The organism is Apibacter sp. ESL0432 (genome assembly GCF_019469225.1).
Lineage (GTDB): Bacteria > Bacteroidota > Bacteroidia > Flavobacteriales > Weeksellaceae > Apibacter.
Window position 1 is genome coordinate 923,636 of the sequence record NZ_CP048266.1, and the last position, 21,472, is coordinate 945,107.

Annotated in this window: 19 protein-coding genes; 12 read left to right on the plus strand and 7 right to left on the minus strand. The window is 31.3% G+C overall.

The features are described 5' to 3' along the window. Positions 1–9 precede the first annotated feature (9 nt). Positions 10–342 (plus strand): 2Fe-2S iron-sulfur cluster-binding protein, encoded by a 333-nt coding sequence (locus tag GYM73_RS03850; RefSeq protein ID WP_160556512.1) that lies wholly within the window; start codon positions 10–12, stop codon positions 340–342. A 17-nt stretch (positions 343–359) separates the two neighbouring features. Further along, positions 360–1,142 carry a TIGR02757 family protein gene (locus GYM73_RS03855; RefSeq protein ID WP_220234359.1) on the plus strand — a complete coding sequence of 261 codons (783 nt, stop codon included), beginning with the start codon at positions 360–362 and terminating at the stop codon, positions 1,140–1,142. On the opposite strand, the gene GYM73_RS03860 is transcribed toward GYM73_RS03855, so the two are convergent. Beyond that, a complete protein-coding gene (locus GYM73_RS03860; protein WP_220234198.1) occupies positions 1,139–1,987 on the minus strand; it encodes a DMT family transporter in 849 nt (282 codons plus the stop codon). The two genes, GYM73_RS03855 and GYM73_RS03860, sit on opposite strands and share 4 nt — an antisense overlap. 293 nt (positions 1,988–2,280) lie before the next feature. On the opposite strand from GYM73_RS03860, the gene GYM73_RS03865 reads away from it, so the two are divergent. Together GYM73_RS03865 and rsgA are read left to right on the plus strand one after the other, a co-directional pair. Next, entirely contained in the window at positions 2,281–3,357 is a 1,077-nt protein-coding gene (locus tag GYM73_RS03865; RefSeq protein WP_105297417.1) for a bifunctional 3-deoxy-7-phosphoheptulonate synthase/chorismate mutase type II, read from the plus strand. 65 nt (positions 3,358–3,422) lie between these two features. Further along, entirely contained in the window at positions 3,423–4,337 is a 915-nt protein-coding gene (gene rsgA / locus GYM73_RS03870; protein WP_220234199.1) for a ribosome small subunit-dependent GTPase A, read from the plus strand. Between the two features lie 100 nt (positions 4,338–4,437). Here the strand turns inward: rsgA and GYM73_RS03875 are convergent, their stop codons facing one another. The 5 genes from GYM73_RS03875 to GYM73_RS03895 all read right to left on the minus strand — a co-directional run bounded on the left by GYM73_RS03875 (position 4,438) and on the right by GYM73_RS03895 (position 11,920). Further along, positions 4,438–5,826: an efflux transporter outer membrane subunit gene (locus GYM73_RS03875; protein WP_160542401.1), complete on the minus strand. Its 1,389-nt coding sequence runs from the start codon at positions 5,824–5,826 to the stop codon at positions 4,438–4,440. A gap of 25 nt (positions 5,827–5,851) precedes the next feature. After that, on the minus strand, positions 5,852–9,007 hold the full coding sequence (locus tag GYM73_RS03880; RefSeq protein WP_220234200.1) for an efflux RND transporter permease subunit: 3,156 nt from the start codon (positions 9,005–9,007) through the stop codon (positions 5,852–5,854). A gap of 57 nt (positions 9,008–9,064) precedes the next feature. Next, positions 9,065–10,213 (minus strand): efflux RND transporter periplasmic adaptor subunit, encoded by a 1,149-nt coding sequence (locus GYM73_RS03885; RefSeq protein ID WP_220234201.1) that lies wholly within the window; start codon positions 10,211–10,213, stop codon positions 9,065–9,067. Positions 10,214–10,215: 2 nt separating this feature from the next. Further along, entirely contained in the window at positions 10,216–10,749 is a 534-nt protein-coding gene (locus tag GYM73_RS03890; RefSeq protein ID WP_105297421.1) for a MarR family winged helix-turn-helix transcriptional regulator, read from the minus strand. 301 nt (positions 10,750–11,050) lie between these two features. After that, positions 11,051–11,920, minus strand: a complete 870-nt coding sequence (locus tag GYM73_RS03895; RefSeq protein WP_160542257.1) for a mechanosensitive ion channel family protein — start codon at positions 11,918–11,920, stop codon at positions 11,051–11,053. A 398-nt stretch (positions 11,921–12,318) separates the two neighbouring features. On the opposite strand from GYM73_RS03895, the gene rbfA reads away from it, so the two are divergent. The 7 genes from rbfA (at position 12,319) to GYM73_RS03930 (ending at position 19,757) form a co-directional block, all read left to right on the plus strand. Continuing rightward, the gene (gene rbfA, locus GYM73_RS03900; protein ID WP_160542256.1) at positions 12,319–12,678 is read left to right on the plus strand and encodes a 30S ribosome-binding factor RbfA; all 360 of its coding nucleotides are present in this window, start codon (positions 12,319–12,321) and stop codon (positions 12,676–12,678) included. Positions 12,679–12,681: 3 nt separating this feature from the next. Then, positions 12,682–13,863 carry an ABC transporter permease gene (locus tag GYM73_RS03905; protein ID WP_220234202.1) on the plus strand — a complete coding sequence of 394 codons (1,182 nt, stop codon included), beginning with the start codon at positions 12,682–12,684 and terminating at the stop codon, positions 13,861–13,863. Between the two features lie 162 nt (positions 13,864–14,025). Then, positions 14,026–14,949, plus strand: coding sequence for a UTP--glucose-1-phosphate uridylyltransferase GalU (gene galU / locus GYM73_RS03910; RefSeq protein ID WP_220234203.1), 924 nt, complete (start codon positions 14,026–14,028; stop codon positions 14,947–14,949). A gap of 77 nt (positions 14,950–15,026) precedes the next feature. After that, entirely contained in the window at positions 15,027–15,350 is a 324-nt protein-coding gene (locus GYM73_RS03915; protein ID WP_220234204.1) for a hypothetical protein, read from the plus strand. Between the two features lie 116 nt (positions 15,351–15,466). After that, positions 15,467–17,887, plus strand: a complete 2,421-nt coding sequence (locus GYM73_RS03920; RefSeq protein ID WP_220234205.1) for a TonB-dependent receptor domain-containing protein — start codon at positions 15,467–15,469, stop codon at positions 17,885–17,887. 17 nt (positions 17,888–17,904) lie between these two features. Continuing rightward, positions 17,905–18,498: a hypothetical protein gene (locus GYM73_RS03925; RefSeq protein ID WP_220234206.1), complete on the plus strand. Its 594-nt coding sequence runs from the start codon at positions 17,905–17,907 to the stop codon at positions 18,496–18,498. Between the two features lie 140 nt (positions 18,499–18,638). After that, positions 18,639–19,757 carry a hypothetical protein gene (locus tag GYM73_RS03930; RefSeq protein WP_220234207.1) on the plus strand — a complete coding sequence of 373 codons (1,119 nt, stop codon included), beginning with the start codon at positions 18,639–18,641 and terminating at the stop codon, positions 19,755–19,757. Here GYM73_RS03930 and GYM73_RS03935 read toward each other — a convergent pair whose 3' ends face one another. After that, entirely contained in the window at positions 19,758–21,002 is a 1,245-nt protein-coding gene (locus GYM73_RS03935; protein ID WP_220234208.1) for a D-alanyl-D-alanine carboxypeptidase, read from the minus strand. It abuts the gene before it with no gap. Positions 21,003–21,108: 106 nt separating this feature from the next. Between GYM73_RS03935 and GYM73_RS03940 the strand changes: the two genes are divergently transcribed. Beyond that, positions 21,109–21,426, plus strand: a complete 318-nt coding sequence (locus GYM73_RS03940; protein WP_220234209.1) for an MmcQ/YjbR family DNA-binding protein — start codon at positions 21,109–21,111, stop codon at positions 21,424–21,426. Positions 21,427–21,472: the final 46 nt, after the last annotated feature.

Here is a 21,472-nt window from a genome sequence, read left to right on the forward strand (position 1 = left end):
ACAAATTATATGTCAGAAGTAACCATCAATATCACCGATAGGGAAGGAAATAAGCATACGGTTTCAGCGCCGACGGATATGTCCATGAATATCATGGAATTAATACGAGCTTACGAATTAGTACCCGAAGGAACGATTGGAATTTGTGGAGGTATGGCGATGTGTGCATCATGCCAAATCTATATTTTAAGTAACAATATTCCTTTGCCGGAAAAAGGAGATGAGGAAGAGGCTATGCTCTCAGAGGCATTTCATGTTAAAGAAAATAGTCGCTTAGGATGTCAAATTCCAATTACCAATGATCTAAATGGGTTAGAGATTCAAATCGCTCCTTTTAGCTAATTAGCATTATTGGGTAAATAATAAACGTGGAAAAAATTCTGAAATTGAAGCCCTTTTTAGATGAAAAGGTAGAACAATATAATACACTCAATTTTATTGAAACAGATCCCATTCAAATCCCTCATCAATTTAGTAAAAAAGAAGATATTGAAATTTCAGGTTTTCTAACAGCAATTATAGCTTGGGGAAACAGGAAGTCTATAATTAAAAATGCAGAAAAAATAATGCATTTTTTAGACCATGCACCCCATGATTTTATCTTAAATCATGCTTTTCAAGATTTAAAAAAGATTGAAGGAAGTATACACAGAACTTTTAATTCTCACGATTTAGTGTTTTTTATCAAATCTCTGCAAAATATTTATAAAAATCACGGAGGACTTGAAAAAGTTTTTTCTGCAGAGAAAGAAGAGGAAGACACTTTCTTAGTAATAGAACGATTTAGAGAACGATTTTTCGAAATAGAACATTTACAGCGAACCCAAAAACATATAAGCAGTCCGGCCAAAAATTCATCAGCTAAGAGAATTAATATGTTTCTTCGATGGATGGTACGAAACGATCCTAATAAAGTTGATTTTGGATTATGGAATTCCATTTCTCCATCCCAATTGGTTTGTCCACTGGATGTGCATTCCGGAAATGTAGCAAGATCTTTAAACTTGTTGTCCAGAACTCAAAATGATTGGAAATCGGTTTCCCATCTCATGAAAAATTTAAAAATGCTGGATGCCGACGATCCCGTGAAATATGATTTTGCCTTATTCGGACTGGGAGTTTTCGAAAAATTTTCAAGTTAAGTGGATAAAGAAATTATTGTAATGGCTGCAAGCGCAAGTACCAATCCCAAATAATTGAGTTTATTCATTTTTTCCTTAAAAACTAATATTCCAACTAAGCTGCCCAATACAATTACTCCTAAATTCATCGAAGCAAAAACAAGAGATGGATTATTTTTAAAAGTTTGATGCGCTTTTAAATAAAAATATACATTTCCGAAATTAAAAATACCTAAAGTAATTCCCCATAAAATTTCTTTAAAAGTAAACCGTATTTTTTGCGCAAAAGTAATAATACAACCAACTATAAAAGAACCAATGAATATAAAAAAGGTGGAAGTTGTAAACGAAAAATTTTGATTTACCGCTATTAACTTATATAAGATGTTAATAATTCCTAATCCGAAAAATATAAGAATAAGGAGATACAATTTATTATAAGGAAAAGTTTGATCTCCTTTTTTAGCGTAAAATATAAAGAGTATTGAGATAAATCCAATCAATAATCCCAAGATTTTAAGAGAATTGATAGACTCATTAAAAAATAAAAAAGAAGCGCTCACTGTTAATAGTAAAGACATTCTTTGTGCTGTGTCCGTTCGTGCAATTCCCGTATATTTAATAGATTCAGCAATCAATAAAAAAACTACGGGCATTAAAATACTCATCAGAAAATAAATGAACCACGGAGCCGATGAATAATTTAAAGAAGGTAGATCGGGTTTGAAAAGTATATAGCAAAAAATTGCTGAAAATAAATAATTGTACGTAATGACTAAAGAAACCCCTTTGGATTTCTTATTATATAGTTTTAATAGGATTGAAACAACTATATTGAAAAAAATACTAATTATAATTTCTTTCATAATTTTTTAAATAGTTAACAAAAATACAATTACAAATTCTAATTTTTTTGAGAAGCAAACTACAATTAATAAAATTTATTAGCAATCATGTAAACTTATCAAACATGAATTATTTACAACTTATATTTCGTATGGAAGAAAAACGAAGAAGCAAATTATTTTATTTCATTCTCTTTTGCAGTTTTTACTAAAAAGCTTCTCATATAAACATAAAAAATTCATTTAAAATGCAAAATACTTTATGACATTTAATAAAAAAATTTTAGATTTACATACTTTTAGAAAACATATTTATGAGTTTACAAGATTTAGACCAGAATTGGATTAAACAATTCGAAAAGCCTTTAGTAATTGCGGGGCCTTGCAGTGCAGAAAGTGAAAAGCAAGTTATGGAAATAGCTGAGCGAATGGATCGGAATTATATGCAGGTGTTTCGTGCCGGTATTTGGAAACCTCGTACTAAACCCGGAAGCTTTGAAGGGGTAGGGGCTATAGGTCTTAATTGGCTTAAAAGGGTAAAAGATGAATTTAATATGCCTATAGCTACGGAAGTAGCGAATGCTTCTCATGCTAAATTAGCTTTGGAATTTGATGTGGATTACCTTTGGATCGGAGCTCGTTCAACTGTAAACCCTTTTACCATACAAGAAATAGCAGAATCTTTACGAGATACAGATAAAATTGTTTTAGTTAAAAATCCTGTTAATCCTGATTTAGATTTATGGATCGGGGCATTGGAAAGATTGGCTGCTCAAGGAATTAAAAATTTAGGGGTTATTCATAGAGGTTTTTCTTCACACAATAAATCAAAATATAGAAATAACCCTCAATGGCAGATAGCCTTAGAACTTAAAGACCGATTTCCCAATATTCCTATTTTAGGAGATCCGTCACATATAACAGGAAGAAGAGATTTAATTGCAGAAGTTGCTCAACAAGCTTTTAACTTAGAATATAACGGATTAATGGTTGAAGTCCATAATAATCCGGATGAAGCTTGGAGTGATGCCAAACAACAAATTACGCCTGAAGCCTTGAAGGATATTTTGGTAGATATTACTTTACGAAAAAAGAACGATAATTCGGATGATTTTTCAGCCAAATTAAACCGATATAGAGGAGAAATAGATGAGTTGGATAATCAATTGTTAGGTTTATTAGCAGCCAGAATGGATGTAGCCAAAAAAATCGGAAATCTTAAAAAAGAACATAATGTGGCTATATTTCAACCCGATCGATGGAATGTGTTAAAAAACTTAGCCATTCGCAATGGAGAACGAATGGGATTATCAGAAGATTTTTTAGAACATCTTTTAGTTTCCATTCATAAAGAATCCGTTGAATTGCAGAATAAAATTATGGAAGAATAATCATAAGTTTTAGATAGTAATAAAAATGCATCAATTTAGGATGCATTTTTTTATATTTTTGAGTTATGAATGAAGCAATCGTATTAAAATCTACAGGAAGTTGGTATTTGGTAAAAGACATAACAACAGGAAAAGTTTATGATGCTCGAATTCGCGGTAAATTTAAAAAAGATAAAATTAGAAATACCAATCCGTTAGCTGTAGGAGATCGCATACAATACGAATTAGAAGATCATGATATTGCTTGGATAACGAAAATTTATCCTCGAAAAAATTATATTATTCGCAAATCGGTTAATTTATCTAAAGAAACACATATTATAGCATCCAATATAGATTTGGCTTGTATAGTTTTTACCCTAAAACATCCTCAAACTTCTTTAGGTTTTTTAAATCGATGTTTAATTACTTGTGAAGCCTATCAGATTCCTGTTTTGATTGTTTTTAATAAAATCGATTTGTTATCCGAAACGGAGTTAGAAGAATTGCAAGAAATTGAAAAGATATATCAAAATATTGGATATTCAACCTTACGAATTTCTGCTTTAACGAATCTTCATATAGAAGAGTTGAAAAATAAAATAAAAGATAAAACTTCTGTATTTATAGGACATTCAGGAAGTGGAAAATCTTCTACCATCAATGCTTTACAAGAAAATTTAAATTTAAAAGTAGCGACTATATCAAATTATAATGAAAAAGGAAAACACACCACCACATTTGCGCAAATGTATGAGTGGGATTTTGGGGGGGCAATAATTGACATACCCGGAATTAAAGAATTTGAATTAGTAGACATTCATAAAGAAGAATTACAAGATTATTTTCCCGAAATTTTACGCGAAAAGGTTTATTGCAAGTATAATAATTGCTTACATATCAATGAACCGCAATGTGCCGTTATTGAAGCAGTCAAGGAAGGAAGAATATCAGAAAAAAGATACTCACATTATTTAAAGTTAATGCAAGAGTTAAAATAATACGTGTGTTCACATTTTAGCATACCGGTAATTTACAGCATAAAATAAAAAAGTCGGATTTTTATAAAATCCGACTTTTTTAATACATTACATCTTTGGTTTAGTTAACACCTCCACCTAAAGCTTTGTAAAGGTTAATTGAAGCTTGTAATTGTTGAAGTTTATCATTTACTTGACTTAATCTTGCATTTAATAAGTCTCTTTCAGCATTTAAAACTTCTGTATAATTAGCATCGCTGTATATTAATAATTGTTTAGTATAATCAACAGATTTAACTAAAGAATTTATCTGTAAACTTCTGTCGTAGTCTTTACTTTTAGCTTTTTCATAAGCAAATAAAGCATTAGAAACTTCAACACTTGAATTTAAAACCGAATTTTTGAAATTAAGCAAGGCTTCTTCTTGTTGAGCTTGTCTTATTCTCAGTTGGCTTCTTAATTTTCCTTGATTAAAAATAGGTTGTGTTAAACCTCCTACCACACTTGCAAAAAGACTGGAGTGATCAAAGAAATTATCTAAATTCTTTAAGGTAGAATACCCTGCATTACCGGTAATTGTTAAAGAAGGATATAAAGATGCTTTCGCAACATTGGTATCTTCAAATGCAGCACGATACGCAAGTTCATACATCATTACATCAGGTCTTTTTGATAATAATTGAGCAGGCACTCCATAGTCAAATTGACTAGGAACTGTTTGTTGGGCCATTGAAGATCTTTGTATAGGTCCGGGAGTTCTACCCAATAAATAACAGATGTTGTTTTCCAAAGCTTTGATATTATTTTCCAAATCAGGAACACTCACTTGAGTAGAGTATAATAAAGCTCTGCTTTGTTCAACAGCTGCACCGGTTACTATGTTAGCTTCTTTTAGATCTTCCATAGTTTTCACATTATCTTCTAATAATTTAATGGTGTTTAGCGTTATTTTCAATTGTTCATCTTGAGCAATTAGAGAATAATAATTATTTGCAATATTTGCCACTAAAGAAGTTTGAACTAAACGTCTATACGCATCACTTTGAAGATAAGAAGCTAAAGCTGATCTTTTGGCACTGGAAATTTTTCCCCAAATGTCAAGCTCCCAGCTTGCAGATGCTCCCAATTGGAAAACTTCTGAATGAGTTTTAACTCCGTTTCCTTGAACAGTATTTAATTTACTGTTAGAGTAAGAAGCGTCTGCAGACAAACTAGGTAAATAACCTAGTTTGGCAGAACGAAGCGCAGCTTCAGTTTGTTTTATTCTCGTAACAGCAATTTTTAAATCATAACTGTTTTGAATACCTTCATTAATCAAGCTTTGCAAATTGGGATCTTTGAAGTAATCACTCCAAGGAATATCTGCAATGGTAGTACTATCTTTAACAGGCATATCCCTGTACAATTGATTATCGGTTATCTGAGGTTTCTCATATTTAGCGGTAATACATGAACTAAGTACTACTGAAACTAATAATAAGGTTGTATATTGAATTGGTCGAATTTTCATTCTTAATTCTTTTATTTTGTTATACTTATTCATCATCATCATCATCGTTATCGTTTTGTTCTCTTAAAACCACGGAAGGTTTATGCGTTGCCTTTTCCTGTAAAGATTGGAATACAGCGAACAGCATAGGAGTAACTACTAATCCAATTACAGTACCAATTAACATACCACCAATAGCAGCTGTACCGATCGAACGGTTACCAACAGCTCCTGCACCGGTTGCTACCATTAACGGGAATAATCCGAAAATAAATGCAAAGGAGGTCATTAATATAGGTCTTAAACGGGCAACGGCACCTTCAACGGCAGCATCAATGATACTCATTCCGTGCTCTCTTCGTTGAACGGCATACTCTACGATCAAAATAGAGTTTTTCGCTAATAAACCGATAAGCATAATTAAACTGATCTGTAAATAAATATTGTTTGTAATTCCGAATAATTTAGCGAATAAGAAAGCTCCAGCTAAACCTATAGGTAAAGAAATGATAATAGCTAAAGGTAAAATGTAGCTTTCATATAAAGCTGATAATAAGAAATATACGAAAATCAAACACAATAAGAATATATAAACAGTTTGTGAACCACTGTTGTTCACTTGCTCTCTGGTCATTCCTGAATATTCGAAAGAATATCCTTGAGGAAGCGTTTGTTTAGCAACTTCTTCAATAGCTCTAACCGCATCACCGGCACTATATCCTGCATTGGGTTGTCCATTTACAGGTATGGATTGGTAAAGGTTAAATCTTTGTAGAGATTGCGGACCGTACACTCTAGTCAAGGTAATAAATCCGGCAATTGGTGCCATTTCTCCACTATTGGTCCTTACATACATTCCATTAAGATCTTCTACATTTTTTCTGTATTTAGGATCTGCCTGGATCATAACCTTATATTGTTTACCGAATTCATTGTAATTAGAAGCATATACACCACCAATGTATCCTTGTAAAGCACCTAAAATGTCTGTTACGGCTAAACCGGCTTGTTTAACTTTAGCAACATTTACATTAATTTGGTATTGAGGATAGTTCGGGTTGAATGAAGTAGTTGCATACATGATTTCAGGTCGTTGATTTAACGCTCCTAAGAACTTACCGCTGATTTCAGAGAATTTACGGATATCACCTCCGGTTTTATCTTGAATTTGGAATTCAAATCCGTTACTGATACCGAAACCTTGAAGGGTAGGAGTTCCGAAGAAGATAATCTTACCACCTTGTATACCTGCTGTTCTAATGAACAGTTGTTTTACTACATCGTTTATTTGGATTTTAGGACGCTCTTTCCACGGTTTTAATTTTACTAATATTACGGAGTAGTTTCCTCCCGCACCACTAATAAAGCTCATACCGTTAATTTGAGCAACATTGGATACTCCTTCAATTCCTTTCGCAACTTCAAATACTTGTTTAGCAATAGCTGTTGATTGCTCAAGTGTTGAAGCCGGAGGAAGACTTATATCCCCGATGATAAATCCACTATCTTCTTGAGGTACAAAGTCGGTAGGAGTTGTTTTCATAAGGAAATATAAAATTCCACAGAAAACTATAATAATTGCAAATGCAGACCATTTAGCTTTAGAGGTCCAAATTAAAACTTTTTTATATCTGTTGGTTAAACTTTCAAAAGCTCCGTTGAATCCGTCTTTTAGTTTTTTAACAACAGAATTTTGTTTTTTGTTATCGTGAGGTTTTAATAATAATGCACATAATGCAGGGCTCAATGTAAGCGCATTGATCGCAGAAAGTACAATAGAAACCGCTAAGGTTAACCCGAATTGTTTATAGAAAACTCCTGAAGTTCCACCAATAAAACTAACCGGAATAAACACTGCAGACATTACTAATGTAATGGCTACAATTGCTCCCGCTATTTCGTCCATCGCATGTAAAGAAGCTTTTTTGGCATCTTTCATTCCGTCTTCCAATTTAGCATGGACGGCCTCGACGACCACAATCGCGTCATCCACCACGATACCAATTGCCAAAATTAATGCGAATAAGGTTAAAATATTAATGGTAAATCCAAATATTAACAAGAAGAAGAATGTACCTACGATAGCCACGATAACTGAAATGGCAGGAATCAAAGTAGATCGTAAATCTTGTAAGAATACCAAAACAACGATAAATACTAATACGAATGCTTCAAATAAGGTATGAATAACTTTTTCAATGGAAGCATTAAGGAAATCGTTCGCATTCATCATATATACAGTTTCTACTCCCGGAGGATAAGAACTTTTTGCATTATCTAAAACTTTTTCAACTTCGTTGATAATTTGTTGTGCATTAGAACCTGCAGTTTGCGCAATACTGATAATTACAGATGGATTTCCGTCGATGGTAGAAGTAATTTGATAGTTTTCAGAACCAACTTCCACTCTTGCAATATCTTTTAATCGTAAAACATCCCCATTTGGAAGAGATTTTAAAACCATATCACCGAATTGTTCAGTACTTACTAAACGACCGGTGTATTTTAACGTATAGGTAAATGTTTGTGCACTATTTTCACCTAATGCACCGGGAGCTGCTTCTAAGTTTTGCTCTGCTAATAAAGCATTTACGTCAGCAGGAGTAATACCGTACGTTGCCATTACGTCAGGTTTCAACCATATACGCATGGAATAGGTATTAGCACCTCTCGCTTGAGCATCACCCACTCCGGAGATTCTTTTTATCTGAGGTAATATGTTAATGTTGGCATAGTTTTGTAAAAATTTTTGATCGTAGTTTTTACTTTTACTAACTAAACCGATAAACAAGATATTACTACTTTGTGTTTTTTGTACAATCACCCCGTTTTTGGTTACTTCCGATGGAAGTAAACTGTTGGCACGAGCTGCCAAGTTTTGAACGTTAACGGCAGCAATATCAGGGTTCGCATCTTGTTTAAAATAGACAGTAATGGTAGCACTACCGTCATTGGTTGCACTCGATGTTATATAAGTCATGTTTTCAACTCCATTAATTTGTTCTTCCAATGGAATGATAACACTTTTCATGACCACGTCGGCATTTGCTCCCGGATAGTTTGTAGTTACCTGTACCGTTGGCGGAGCAATTTCGGGATATTGGGCAACCGGTAGAGAAACTACCCCTAAAATACCCAGAATCACAATTATAATGGATATAACTGTGGAAAGAACGGGTCTTTCTATGAATGTTTTAAGCATTGTTTTATTTCTTTTTTATTATTTAAAGTTATAATACTTCTTTTTACGTTAAGAAAATTAAAGTTGAGGTTTGATCTCCATTCCCTCTTTTAAATTCTGGATTCCGTTAACAACTATTTTATCGTTTTCGTTTAATCCTGAATTTACGATAAAGGATTGTCCATCCGGTGTTGGAGTAACTTTGATGGTTACTTGTTTTACTTTATTATCTTTTTGTACCACGAAAACAAAAGTTTGACCTTGAATTTCAAAGGTTGCTTTTTGCGGGATAACCAAAGCATTTTCAACAGTTGTACTGATTCGTATAGATCCGGTTGAACCACTTCTTAAAATACCTTGCGGATTAGGAAAACTAGATCTGAAATTTGCAGAACCTGTAGATGTGTTTACAATACCGTTGATAGTTTCAATTTTTCCTTTTTCATTGTATTCAGTACCGTCAGCTAAAATTAAAGTCACCGGTTCGGATTTTTTGATTTTTTCTGCTTGAGTTGCTCCCGGTGTATTTTTAAGGAAATCCAATAATTGTTTTTCGTTTAAAGAAAAGTATACATATACATTGGAAGTATTCGCCACAGTGGTTAAGGTAGTGGTACTGTTAACTAAACTACCTAAACGAAAAGGTATGGAACCTACAATTCCGTTAACCGGACTGGTAAGAACTGTATAAGATAAATTGGTATTCGCAATAGCTAAAGCAGTTTGTGCTTGATTTAAAGCGGCACGTTTAGTCTGTAAAGCATATTGTGCAGATTCTAATTGATATTTACTTACAATTCCTTTTTCAACCAAAGGGGTGATTTTTGTTACATCCATAACTGCATTGTCAACTTGAGCTTTTGCAGTTTTAATGGCAGCTTCTGCATTCAATACATTTTGTTTGTATTGTGGAGCATCCAATGTAAATAAAACTTGTCCTTTTTTAACTACAGAACCTTCGTCTACATTAATTGTTTTAATGAATCCTTCAACCATTGGTCGAATTTCAATGTCTTCTTCACCTTTTATGGTTGCCGGATAATCTGTTTCCAAAACAGCAGTTTGTGAAGTAACTACTTTTACCGGATAGGGTAGCACTTGATTGGCTTGCCCGCCCATAGCAGCCATACCTGCTGCATTTTTCTTATCACCACTACAAGACACATACAATGTGGATGTTGCAGCAGTGAATAGCAAAGCTATAATTTGTATTTTTCTGAGTTTCATATTTATGATTTTTCTAAATTATTGTTATTATTAAGTACGTATTCTTTACAACAGGTTTGTTTAATTTCATCAGCATAGATGTCATCATCTAAAAGAGTTACCAAATTTTGTTGAAATTGGTTTTGTTGATCTTTTAATGAACTAAAAAATGATGTATTGAATTTTTTTATAACCTTAGTTGCATTTTTAATAATTGTTTTTCCATCTTCTGTTAATGAAATTAGTTTAGTTCTCGAATCTTTTTTATTAAATTTTCTTTTGATCAAGCCTTTTTTTTGTAAAGTTCGTAAAACGGTAGAAGTAGTCATGGGATCAATACCCGCTTTATCTGAAAGACTTTTTTGAGTTACTTCAGTTTGGTTAGTTTCTCCCCATAAAATAGATAAAAGCAATACTAATTGGCTATGTGTCAAATCTAAGTGTTCAAAGTTTTTTTTAAATTCTCTTTGCCAAAGATTATTTACTTTCCAAAGCAGAAATCCTGTTTTGTCGCTATCGGTGATATTTAGGAGAAATCCCTTATAATTAGTTTGCATATTTTTTCGTTAACAAAAATTGAAAGTGCAAATATAATATGTATACTTACTAAAATGCAAATTATTGTATGTTAAATTTATAAGTTTCCATATAATAAGTGTGCTTATTAATCGTGTTTTACAATATCAAATACTGGGCCAAAATGTATTTGACCTAAATATTTGACGGTGCAAATATATAGTTATTTTAACAATATGAATAAATTTTTAACTTAAATTTTTAAAGACATTCATAAAATTTTTCAAAATAATTAAGTTAGTTTAAAGGGAAATTAGATTTTTAAAAAGCTAGTTTTAGCTATTAATTATCATTGGCCATATGCACGGTAAGCTGAGGGAATGGTATATTAATTTTGGCATGTGTAAATTTCTCATAAATGTTTTCATTGAGAAAGAAATAAACTGGCCAATAGTTGGATGATTCAACCCAAACCCTAATTACAAAGTCAATAGAACTGTCATTTAATTTTAATAATCCAATGAAAGGTTCAGGAGACTTTAGTATGGAAGTATTGGATCTGATAATTTCATTAAGAATGTCTTTGACATCTTGAAGTGAAGTTCCATAATCAACCCCTATGGTTATATCTATTCTTCTTTGTGGTTGCGTTGAAAAATTAAGTATGGATCCTGTGGATAATGGTCCGTTAGGGATATATATGGTTTTATTGTCACCGGTAGTTAAAACTGTATATAATATACCAATGGATTGCACCACTCCTTCTTGATTTTGAGCTAAGATGTGATCTCCAATTTTTATAGGTTTGTTAAAAAGAATCATGACTCCTCCGGCAAAATTTCCAAGATTGTCTTTCATTGCCATACCAATAGCCAAACCGGCAGAAGCAATTAATGCTGCAAAGGAAGTGGTTTGAATTCCTAAAATTCCAATTATGGACAAAACCAACAAAATGGTTAGAGTAATATTACATAAACTTCCCAGAAATGACTTGACAGAAGGATCAATTTTTCTCCTTTCTAAAAATTTATGAAATAATTTTTCAATCCATTTTATTAAAAATCTTCCCAGGTAATAAACCACTAAGCAGGTAACAATTTTTATTCCCAGATCATAAACCAAATCAAGTAATTTATTTAGCAATTTTTCAATAGCTGTGGGATTGATTATTTCATTGGAAATTGATTGATGATTTACTTGGTACAAATTCATTTTTAATTTATTTATTATCTATTAATTATACATTATTTTATATATAAGCAAAAATAATACTATTTTATAATTAAATCTTCGAGTTGTTAAGATATTAGTTAAAAACAGTTTATCCGTCTGAAATTTTTATTTGTTGAATGTTTCAAATTTTTCGGATAAATTATAATTTACCGGTTAATTTAATAGAACTTTATTTATTTTGGTAATTAATTACTAAAATCCATATAGTATATTATAAAAAATTGATACGTATAAAATAAAAATTAATAATTACAAATTAATATAAATTATAGATATAATGTAGTGATGATAAAATAATATGAAAATTTAAATAAAAATAAGATTATAAAATTAAAATTTTTGCAGTACTTAAAATTATCTAAATTTGTAAAATAGTTATGGAAAGCAATAGACAAAAGAAAATAAATCAATTATTACAAAAAGAGTTAGCTGAAATTTTTAGGAAACAATCAGCGGAGATGAATTCTAAAATACTAATATCTGTTACCGAAGTAAAAGTGTCTTCAGATTTAGGAGTGGCTAAAGTCTATTTAAGTATTTATCCGCAAGAGTACAGAGAGGCCTTAATGAAGGAAATACAAATTCTTAATCCAAAAATTAGAAAAATTTTAGGTAATAGAATTGCTAAACAGGTAAGGCAAGTTCCCGAATTGATATTTTATCTTGATGTAACCTTAGATACAGTTGAAAAGATAGAGAAAGCTTTAAAAGGCAAAGATGAAAATCCTATTTTGTAATTTGTGAAAAATCTATCCTGGTACATAGCCTTCAGGTATTTTATATCCAAAAAGAGCACTCAAGCTGTAAGTATCATTATGTATACTTCTTTAACGGCCATAGCGATTGCTACCTGTGCTATGTTTGTTATCCTTTCGGTGTTTAGTGGATTAGAAAGTTTTAATATTAAACTTTTTAGTGATGTAAATCCGGATCTAAGAATTTTACCGGCAACAGGCAAAACCTTGCCTGATATTGAAAGGGTTGAAAAAATTCTTTCTTCTCATTCAGAAGTTAAAGCATTTACGAAAGTCATAGAAGAGAAAGTATATGTTTTGTTTTATGAAAAGGATGAAATAGCATATCTTAAAGGGGTGGATGAAAATTTTTTGAATGTTGTTAAAATCGATACTTGTTTTCAAGCGGGTAAATTTCCTAACACATCTTCCGATAATGAAGCAGCTTTTGGTAATGCTTTAGCCTATCGTCTGGGTGTTCCTATTGATAAAGAATATTACGCTTCTTTATATATGCCTAAACCGGGGAAAAAATTGATATCTAATACGGATGATGCATTTAAAAAAGCAACGGTGCATATGACGGGGGTATTTGCTTTAAATGATCAATATGAAAATTATATTTTTGTACCCATACAGTTATCACGCAATCTTTTGAATTTACCTCCTAATAGTGCTTTTTCAATTGAATTAAAAGTTAAGAACAATGTAAAATCCTTGCAAAAGCAATTAAAAGACGAACTGGGAAAGAACTATATCATTCAAAATAGACAAGAGCAAGATGCTTCTTTTTTAAAAATGATGAAAGTGGAGCAATTGTTTATTTATTTGATATTTATTTTAGTAATTATAATTGCCTCATTTAATTTAGCGGGGGCTATTATTATTATTATATTGGATAAGAAATATCAATCCAAATCGCTTATTGCTCTGGGATATAGCATTTCAGGATTAAAAAAATTATTTTTTACCATTGGAATTATCATAACCATGTTTGGAGTAGTTATAGGTATAGTATTAGGAACCTTTTTGACTTGGTTACAATCTAATTTCGGACTAGTAATGGCAAATCCTTTTATGCCATTTCCTGTTAAATTCGATCTTACTAACTATTTTATTGTATTGATTACTGTATTATTTATAGGATTTTCTGTATCATTTTTATCGTCGAGAAAATTAAATTTTTAAAATGTTTTTTTATTTAAATAATTAATTTAATATTGTTCATTGAAAGAAATTGAAGTTCATTTTTTCTATATTTGTATAAAATAAAATATGAATTAACAAACATAAATAAATCATTTATATATTTTATTGAACTAGCTATTTTTAACCGTTATTTATAAAATTATGAAAAAAGTAAAAAAGGCCGTTATTCCGGCTGCTGGCTTAGGTACCAGGTTTTTACCAGCTACAAAAGCATTGGCTAAAGAAATGCTTCCTATTGTAGATAAACCTACTATCCAATTCATAGTAGAAGAGGCTATAAACTCCGGTATTGAAGATATCTTAATTGTAACCGGCAAAGGAAAACGACCTATAGAAGATCATTTTGATTCCAATCCTGAATTAGAAGCTAATCTTAGAGAAAAGCATAAAACGGAATTATTAAAACTCGTTGAAGAAACGACTGATATAAATTTACATTTTATTAGACAGTCTCATCCTAGAGGATTAGGACATGCTGTATTACAAGCAAAAGCATTTGTAGGTAATGAGCCTTTTGTGGTAATGTTAGGAGATGATATAATGGAAGATAAAATACCATTAACAAAGCAATTAATTATGGACTTTGAAAAAACCTATGCTTCTACCATTGCAGTAATGAAAGTTCCCCATGAAGAAACTTCAAAATATGGAATTATCGCTCCTGAAAGAGAAATAGAAAAAGGGTTGTATAATGTGCTCAACTTTGTAGAGAAACCTAAGCCTGAAGATGCGCCCAGTGACCTGGCAATTATCGGTAGATATTTATTGACACCCGAGATATTCAGTATTTTGGAAAATCAAGCTCCCGGAGCAGGTGGTGAAATTCAATTAACAGACGCAATTGATACCCTTAATAAAATTCAAAGAGTATTTGCTCGTAATTTTTGCGGTACCCGTTATGATGTAGGAGATAAATTCGGATTTATGAAAACTAGTATTCAATATGGTTTAGTCCATCCACAAATAAAAGATAGTTTGCATGACTACATTATTGAATTGGGCAAAGAACTTGAAAAAAAACAAACTGCAGAAAAAGAAAAATTAGCTGTAGTTAGCAAAAAATAATAAAATAAAAAATCTTTCAACTTCATGAAAGATTTTTTTTATTTAAATTTGCTTCCAAATAATTTATACAATCTAAAGTGAAATTTCTTCATTCCAATAAAATACGAATTATCTATCTTTTATTTTCGATAGTATTCGTATTTAAGATATTTTCTATACAGGAATATATTCACTTAGAACAACATAAAGTAAACAAAATTAGTCATGATCATTGCCAACAATGTCATACTATTTTTCATTTAGGAAAATATCAATTATTTGATGTAGCGGAAGACCCAACATTTATACTTCATCATCACTCTGAAATAATTAATCACCTTGAAGATATTTATACCTTTATATTTTATAAAAATATAAATAAATCTAATTATTTCAACAGGCCACCTCCCATATTTTCATAAAAATAATAATATGATGCGGATTTTTTAATAAAAATTAGAAAAAAAGATCCGTATTTATATCTTTTTTAAAGGATATAACTTTTTTCAATTAAGTCATACCTTATATTATTTATTTTATGAAAAAGACAATATACGTTTTTTTTACATTTCTTATTTTATTGAATATAAAATCGTATGCTCAATGTACCTTGCATATTAAAGGTAAACTTACCGATTTACATTCCACTCGTGGAATAAAAAACGGTTCTATACAGCTCATAGCAACTAATGGAAAAGAATCCATAACAATAACTGATTTATCCGGAGAATATACAATTTCCAATGTTTGTCCAGGAATGTATCGACTTATCATTTCACATCCTGACTATAGTTCTCAAACGTTAGAAATAACAGTAAAGAATAATTTAAATCAAGATATTTCATTAGAACGTAAAGAAAAAGAATTACAACAAATAGTAACTGTTGGAAAATCCTTAGGAAAAACTAAAACTTCAACAGAAAATAAATTAACCAAAAATCAAATTAATGAATTTTCGGATACTAACTTAGCTAGTGCATTAGCTTCGATTGCGGGAGTGAGTATATTAAAAACGGGAAATAATATAGCTAAACCTATTATTCATGGATTGCATAGCAGCCGTGTGCCCATATTTAATCATGCCATAAGGCAGGAAGATCAACAATGGGGCGTTGAACATGCTCCGGATATTGACCTTAATGTTGCCAATTCCATTTCAATCATTAAAGGAGCGGGAGCATTACAATATGCGGGCGATGCTACCGGGGGTATCGTATTGGTTGAACCAAAAAAATTATATACAAAAGATACTCTTACGGGAAGTCTTATAACTTCCTATGTTTCCAATGGCAAAGGAGGAAATACTACAGCCCAAATTGAAAAAGGATGGAAAAAAGGATGGGCTATGCGCTTACAAGGTACTTATAAAAGATCCGGAGATCTATCAGCGCCTGATTATATTATGTCTAATACGGGGCTTAAAGAAAATGATTTTTCAATTCAAGTAGGTAAAAATCAAAGAAATTACGGCATAGAATTATTCTATAGTTATTTCGGTTCAGACAATGGTATTTTAAAAGCAGCGCATGTAGGTAACCTGGAAAATCTTTTAAATGCCATCAATAATAAACAACCCTTAGTTATTGATGATTTTACGATGAAAATAGATGCGCCCAAACAGAAAATTCAGCATAATTTATTTAAATTCAATACTCATTATAATTTTAATTTCGGTAAATTAAGTTTAGTGTACGGATATCAATTTAATAATCGGAAAGAATATGATATCAGAAGAAGCGAACTTGCCGACAAGGCGTCTCTCAATTTGGATTTAACTACACATACTCTCAATTTAGATTATGAATCGACTGCCTATACTAAACTTAAAACAAAATTAGGAAGCGGCTATTCTTATCAAGAAAATTTTCCAAATGCTGGTACCGGCGTAAGTCCATTAATCCCCTTTTATGAAAAAAATAATTATTCCTTCTATTGGATTGAATATTTTAATATTAGTAAAAAATTACTAATCGAAGGAGGAATACGATTTGATCATCAAAAAATAGATGCTTTAAAATTTTATAAAAAAAGCCGATGGGTATCTTTGGGTTACGATAAAAAATATTCAAAAAAAATACTTAAAGATACCGGTCTTAATTATTTGGTAAATCCGATTCTTACCTATAACGGTTTTGCATCTACTTTAGGCTTAAAATTAAAGTTGGGAAAGTTTGATGAAATTACATTCAATTATTCATTAAGCAGTCGAGCACCTAATCCAAGTGAATTATTTAGCGATGGATTGCATCATTCAGCCGCAGCTATTGAATTGGGAGACTTAGACTTAAAAAATGAGAAGTCTAATAAGCTCATGACGACCTATAAAGGGTTTGGATTGAATAATAAGCTAACTCTTGAATTAACGGCTTATTATAATTATATAAATGACTTTATAAACTCTATTCCTGTAAGTGCAGAATATACTATTAGAGGAGCATTTCCGGTTTGGCAATATAAACAAACCAATGCTAAAATTTATGGTATCGATGTAATGGCTGATTATCAAATATTGGGACCGTTGAAATTTTCCACTAATTTTTCTTATTTGAGAGGAAAAGATATAAAAAATAAAACGTCCTTAATTTCCATGCCTCCTTTGCAATGGATCAATTCAATAGAATATAAAAATAAAAAATGGAGAAATTATTTTGCAAAACTTACTTCCACTTCGGTGTTTAAGCAAACGCACTTTCCTAATTATAATTTTGAAATTGACATAGTGAAAAATGGAGCAGTGGTTTCGGAAACATTAGATATTAGTTCTCCTCCTGCTGCTTATCAGCTATTTGATTTTATTACCGGTTTTTCATTCGATATCACAACCATACACACGATGAATATTTCATTAGGTGTAAAAAATATTTTTGACACCGCATACAGAGATTATATGAATCGGTTGCGTTATTATACGGACGAAAGCGGAAGAAGCTTTTTATTAAAAATACAATTTAACTTTTAAAAATATACAATACATATATGAAAATTAAAAATTTAATCTATTGGTTACCGTTAACCTTACTTTTAGTTACTATTTTTTCTTGTTCTTCTCATGACAGAGATGACATTTTAAATTCTTTACCGGAACACGATCACGATGAAATGTCAAAGGTGATATTGCAATTTAGAAATAGTTCAGACCCAAATTTAATTCGAGAATATGTTTACGAAGTACCGGAAGGAAGCACCGAAATACCGATTACGGATATTAGCTTACCCACAGGAACGTATAATGTTGAAATAAAATTTTATTCACAACATGAAAATCATTTACACGATGTGACCGATGAAATTTTTATTGAAGATGCCGATGATCATTTTGTATTTTATCAGAAGATTGATTCTAAAGGGTTAAGCATTACCTATGCTGATCATGATAATATTGATACATTAGGCAGAAAGTTAGGACATCATACGGTCTGGACCGTAGAGGATCAAGCTTTTTCAACGGTATATATTTATTTACTTCATCAACCGGCAAAAAAAGACCCTGAAGCCACTTCTGCAGCTTTATTAGGTGGAGAAATTGATTTAGAAGCTCACTTCACAGTAAAAAATAAAGATATAAAATAAAAAAATTGTTTATATAACAATAAATAACATACAACTTTTGTTTATAATATAAATTTATTTTGATAAGTAAATCTCAATTACTGATTGAGAAATTTATATTTACCGTTACGTACGCTTAAAAACAGGGAAGCAAAAGTTGTATGAAATTTATTTGTATAGTTTTGGCATTTGCAGGTATATATGTTATTGATGTAAATGCACAAATTAATGCTTGCTGGAAATTAATTTCAGTAAAAAATTATTACAGTTTAGGTATACAAAATAATGGCACCTTATGGGGCTGGGGAAAAAATGATAAACGCCAATTAGGAGACGGCTCCGACCAAAATAAATCTCTTCCTGCCGAAGTGGATCCTTCCAAAAAATGGAAATCAGTGTATTCCGGTTACAATCATTCATTAGGTATAAAATCAGATGGTTCTTTATGGGGCTGGGGATTGAATGAAAACGGTCAGCTGGGTAATGGTACAAATTTTACTAAAATTTATCCGGTTCAAATTGATCATTCCAATTGGAAAAGTGTTTCCGCCGGAGAATATCACTCATTAGCTATAAAAGAAAATGGTTCTTTATGGGCATGGGGAAGCAACGAAGAAGGTCAGTTAGGAGATGGCACCACCGACGATAAAAATAAACCAATTAAAATAGGAAATGCAAGATGGAAGTTTATAACGGCCGGTTTTAATTATAGTATGGGAATACAGGAAGACGGGACATTGTGGGGGTGGGGTAATAATGAAGACGGTCAGTTAGGGACTGACCAATTTAAATATTCTACAATTCCTGTACGAATTGGTTACAGTAAATGGAAATACATTACGTCCGGATTTGACTATACTTTAGGAATTCAAGCAGATGGTAGCCTTTGGGCTTGGGGATACAATGAATTTGGCCAATTAGGTGATAAATCCAATCGGGATAAGGATTTTCCTGTTCGTATCGGTCATTCTAAATGGAAAATGGTTGCTGCAGGAGAATACCATTCCTTAGGCATACAAGAAGACGGTTCACTTTGGGGATGGGGAAAGAATAATAGCGGACAAGTAGGAGACGGAACCCAAGTTAATAAAAATCTCCCCGTATTATTGGATCATTCCCAATGGAAAACAGTTTCCGCCGGTTTTGAGCATAGTATAGGCATCAAAGAAGATGGGAGCTTATGGGGATGGGGGAGGAATGATTACGGAGAACTTGGATTTGGAATAGAATTTAGCAGAAATATTCCTACGCAAATATCCACATGTGCTGTAAAACATTGATTAATAAAAATCTCTCACATGTACCAATACTTCTTCCATCTGTTTCTTTATTTCTCCGGATGGATCTTGGAAATTGTTATTCATAAAGCTAAATATCAATACTTTTCCCGATTTGGTCTCTAAATATCCGCTCAGGTTTGATACTCCTTTCATTCCTCCTGTTTTTGCAAATATATACGGCGGATTCCCTTTATAATTATTTTTTAAAGTTCCACTAACACCTCCTGCCGGAAATAAAGAAATTAATCTTTTATACGGGATTTCTTCATAGAGCTTAGTTAAAACATAAACCATATCTTTAGGAGTAAAATTATTATATCTGGAAAGACCGGATCCATCCACCCATCTGGGTTTTTGTGGCAAATCTTTTAAATAAGAAGACAACATATGATGTATTGCAGAGGAACTGTTAAGTTTATCTGAAATGGAAAGACTTCCCATCAGAAGAATTTGTTCTGCTAAAAAGTTATCACTTACAACCATCATTCTCCTGTATAAACTGTCGCAGGGTATGCTATATAAATAGGAAGGTTTTTCAACAGGAAATTTTTCGGTTAAATAAACGGATTTATTTAGTTCCCTTTCCAGTAGTATTTTAGTTAACGAATCGGAAGTAATAAAGGGTATCTCCATTTTTTTATTATCGGAGTAATGAAACTTATTTTTTCTTAAATCTCTTACAATTTCTTTATGGTCCAATAGTACAAAATTTATAAAATAAGAGGGATATACTTGAGTTGGTGAAGAAATAGTTACTAAATTTCCGTATATAGGAAAAGAAGTGCGTTCAGGTGAAAAATATTCTTTATAATCTTCCCAAGACCAACCGGGGCCGTAGATAGTATCATCAAAATTTTTTGTAAATAAAGCTATAGTTTCTTTTCGATTTTTTAAAAATTCAATTACTTTATTTTGTTTAAAATAGGGTTCCAATAGAGTTGGATCTCCTGTTCCACAAATATAAAGCGTGTCATTTTTGGAAACATATTTTAGGGAAGGTATAGAATCAGAAATTAATTTCAATCCGGTATATAAGGTAAAAATTTTTACATTGGATGCCGGAATAAAATACTTATTACCATTATAATTAAAAATTTCCTTTTTTTGCACAGGATCATATAAATAAAAGCCGGCCCACTGTTTTGCATAAAAATCAGAATCAAAATGTTTAATTAAAAATGTTTTTTGTGAATAAAGAGATAAACTTATCAAAATATAATAAACTATAAAAAATATTTTTTTCATATGATAACTAATTTATAGCATTTCATTCAAATGTACTAATATGAAATCTTATAATCTAATTTTTTATCTTAAATTTAAAATTTTTAAAATTTAAGCTAATCAATCTATGAATATTGAAGAATTTAGAGAGTATTGTTTACAATTATCAGATGTGGAAGAATGTTTGCCTTTTGATGAAAAAACTTTAGTTTTTAAAGTAAAAGGTAAGATGTTTGCATTAACTAATCTATATGATCCGGATTTTAAAATAATTTTAAAATGTGAGGCAGAATATTCATTGGAGTTAAGAGAAAATTATTCGGAAATACAACCCGGATATCACATGAATAAAAAGTATTGGAATACAGTTTTTATGAATGGAAATTTAACGGATGATTTTATAAAAAATCTTATTAAACTATCTTATACAGAGGTACTTAAATAAATAATTAAAAAGAGATGAACAAAATTTTAAAATTTTGGTTAGTCAA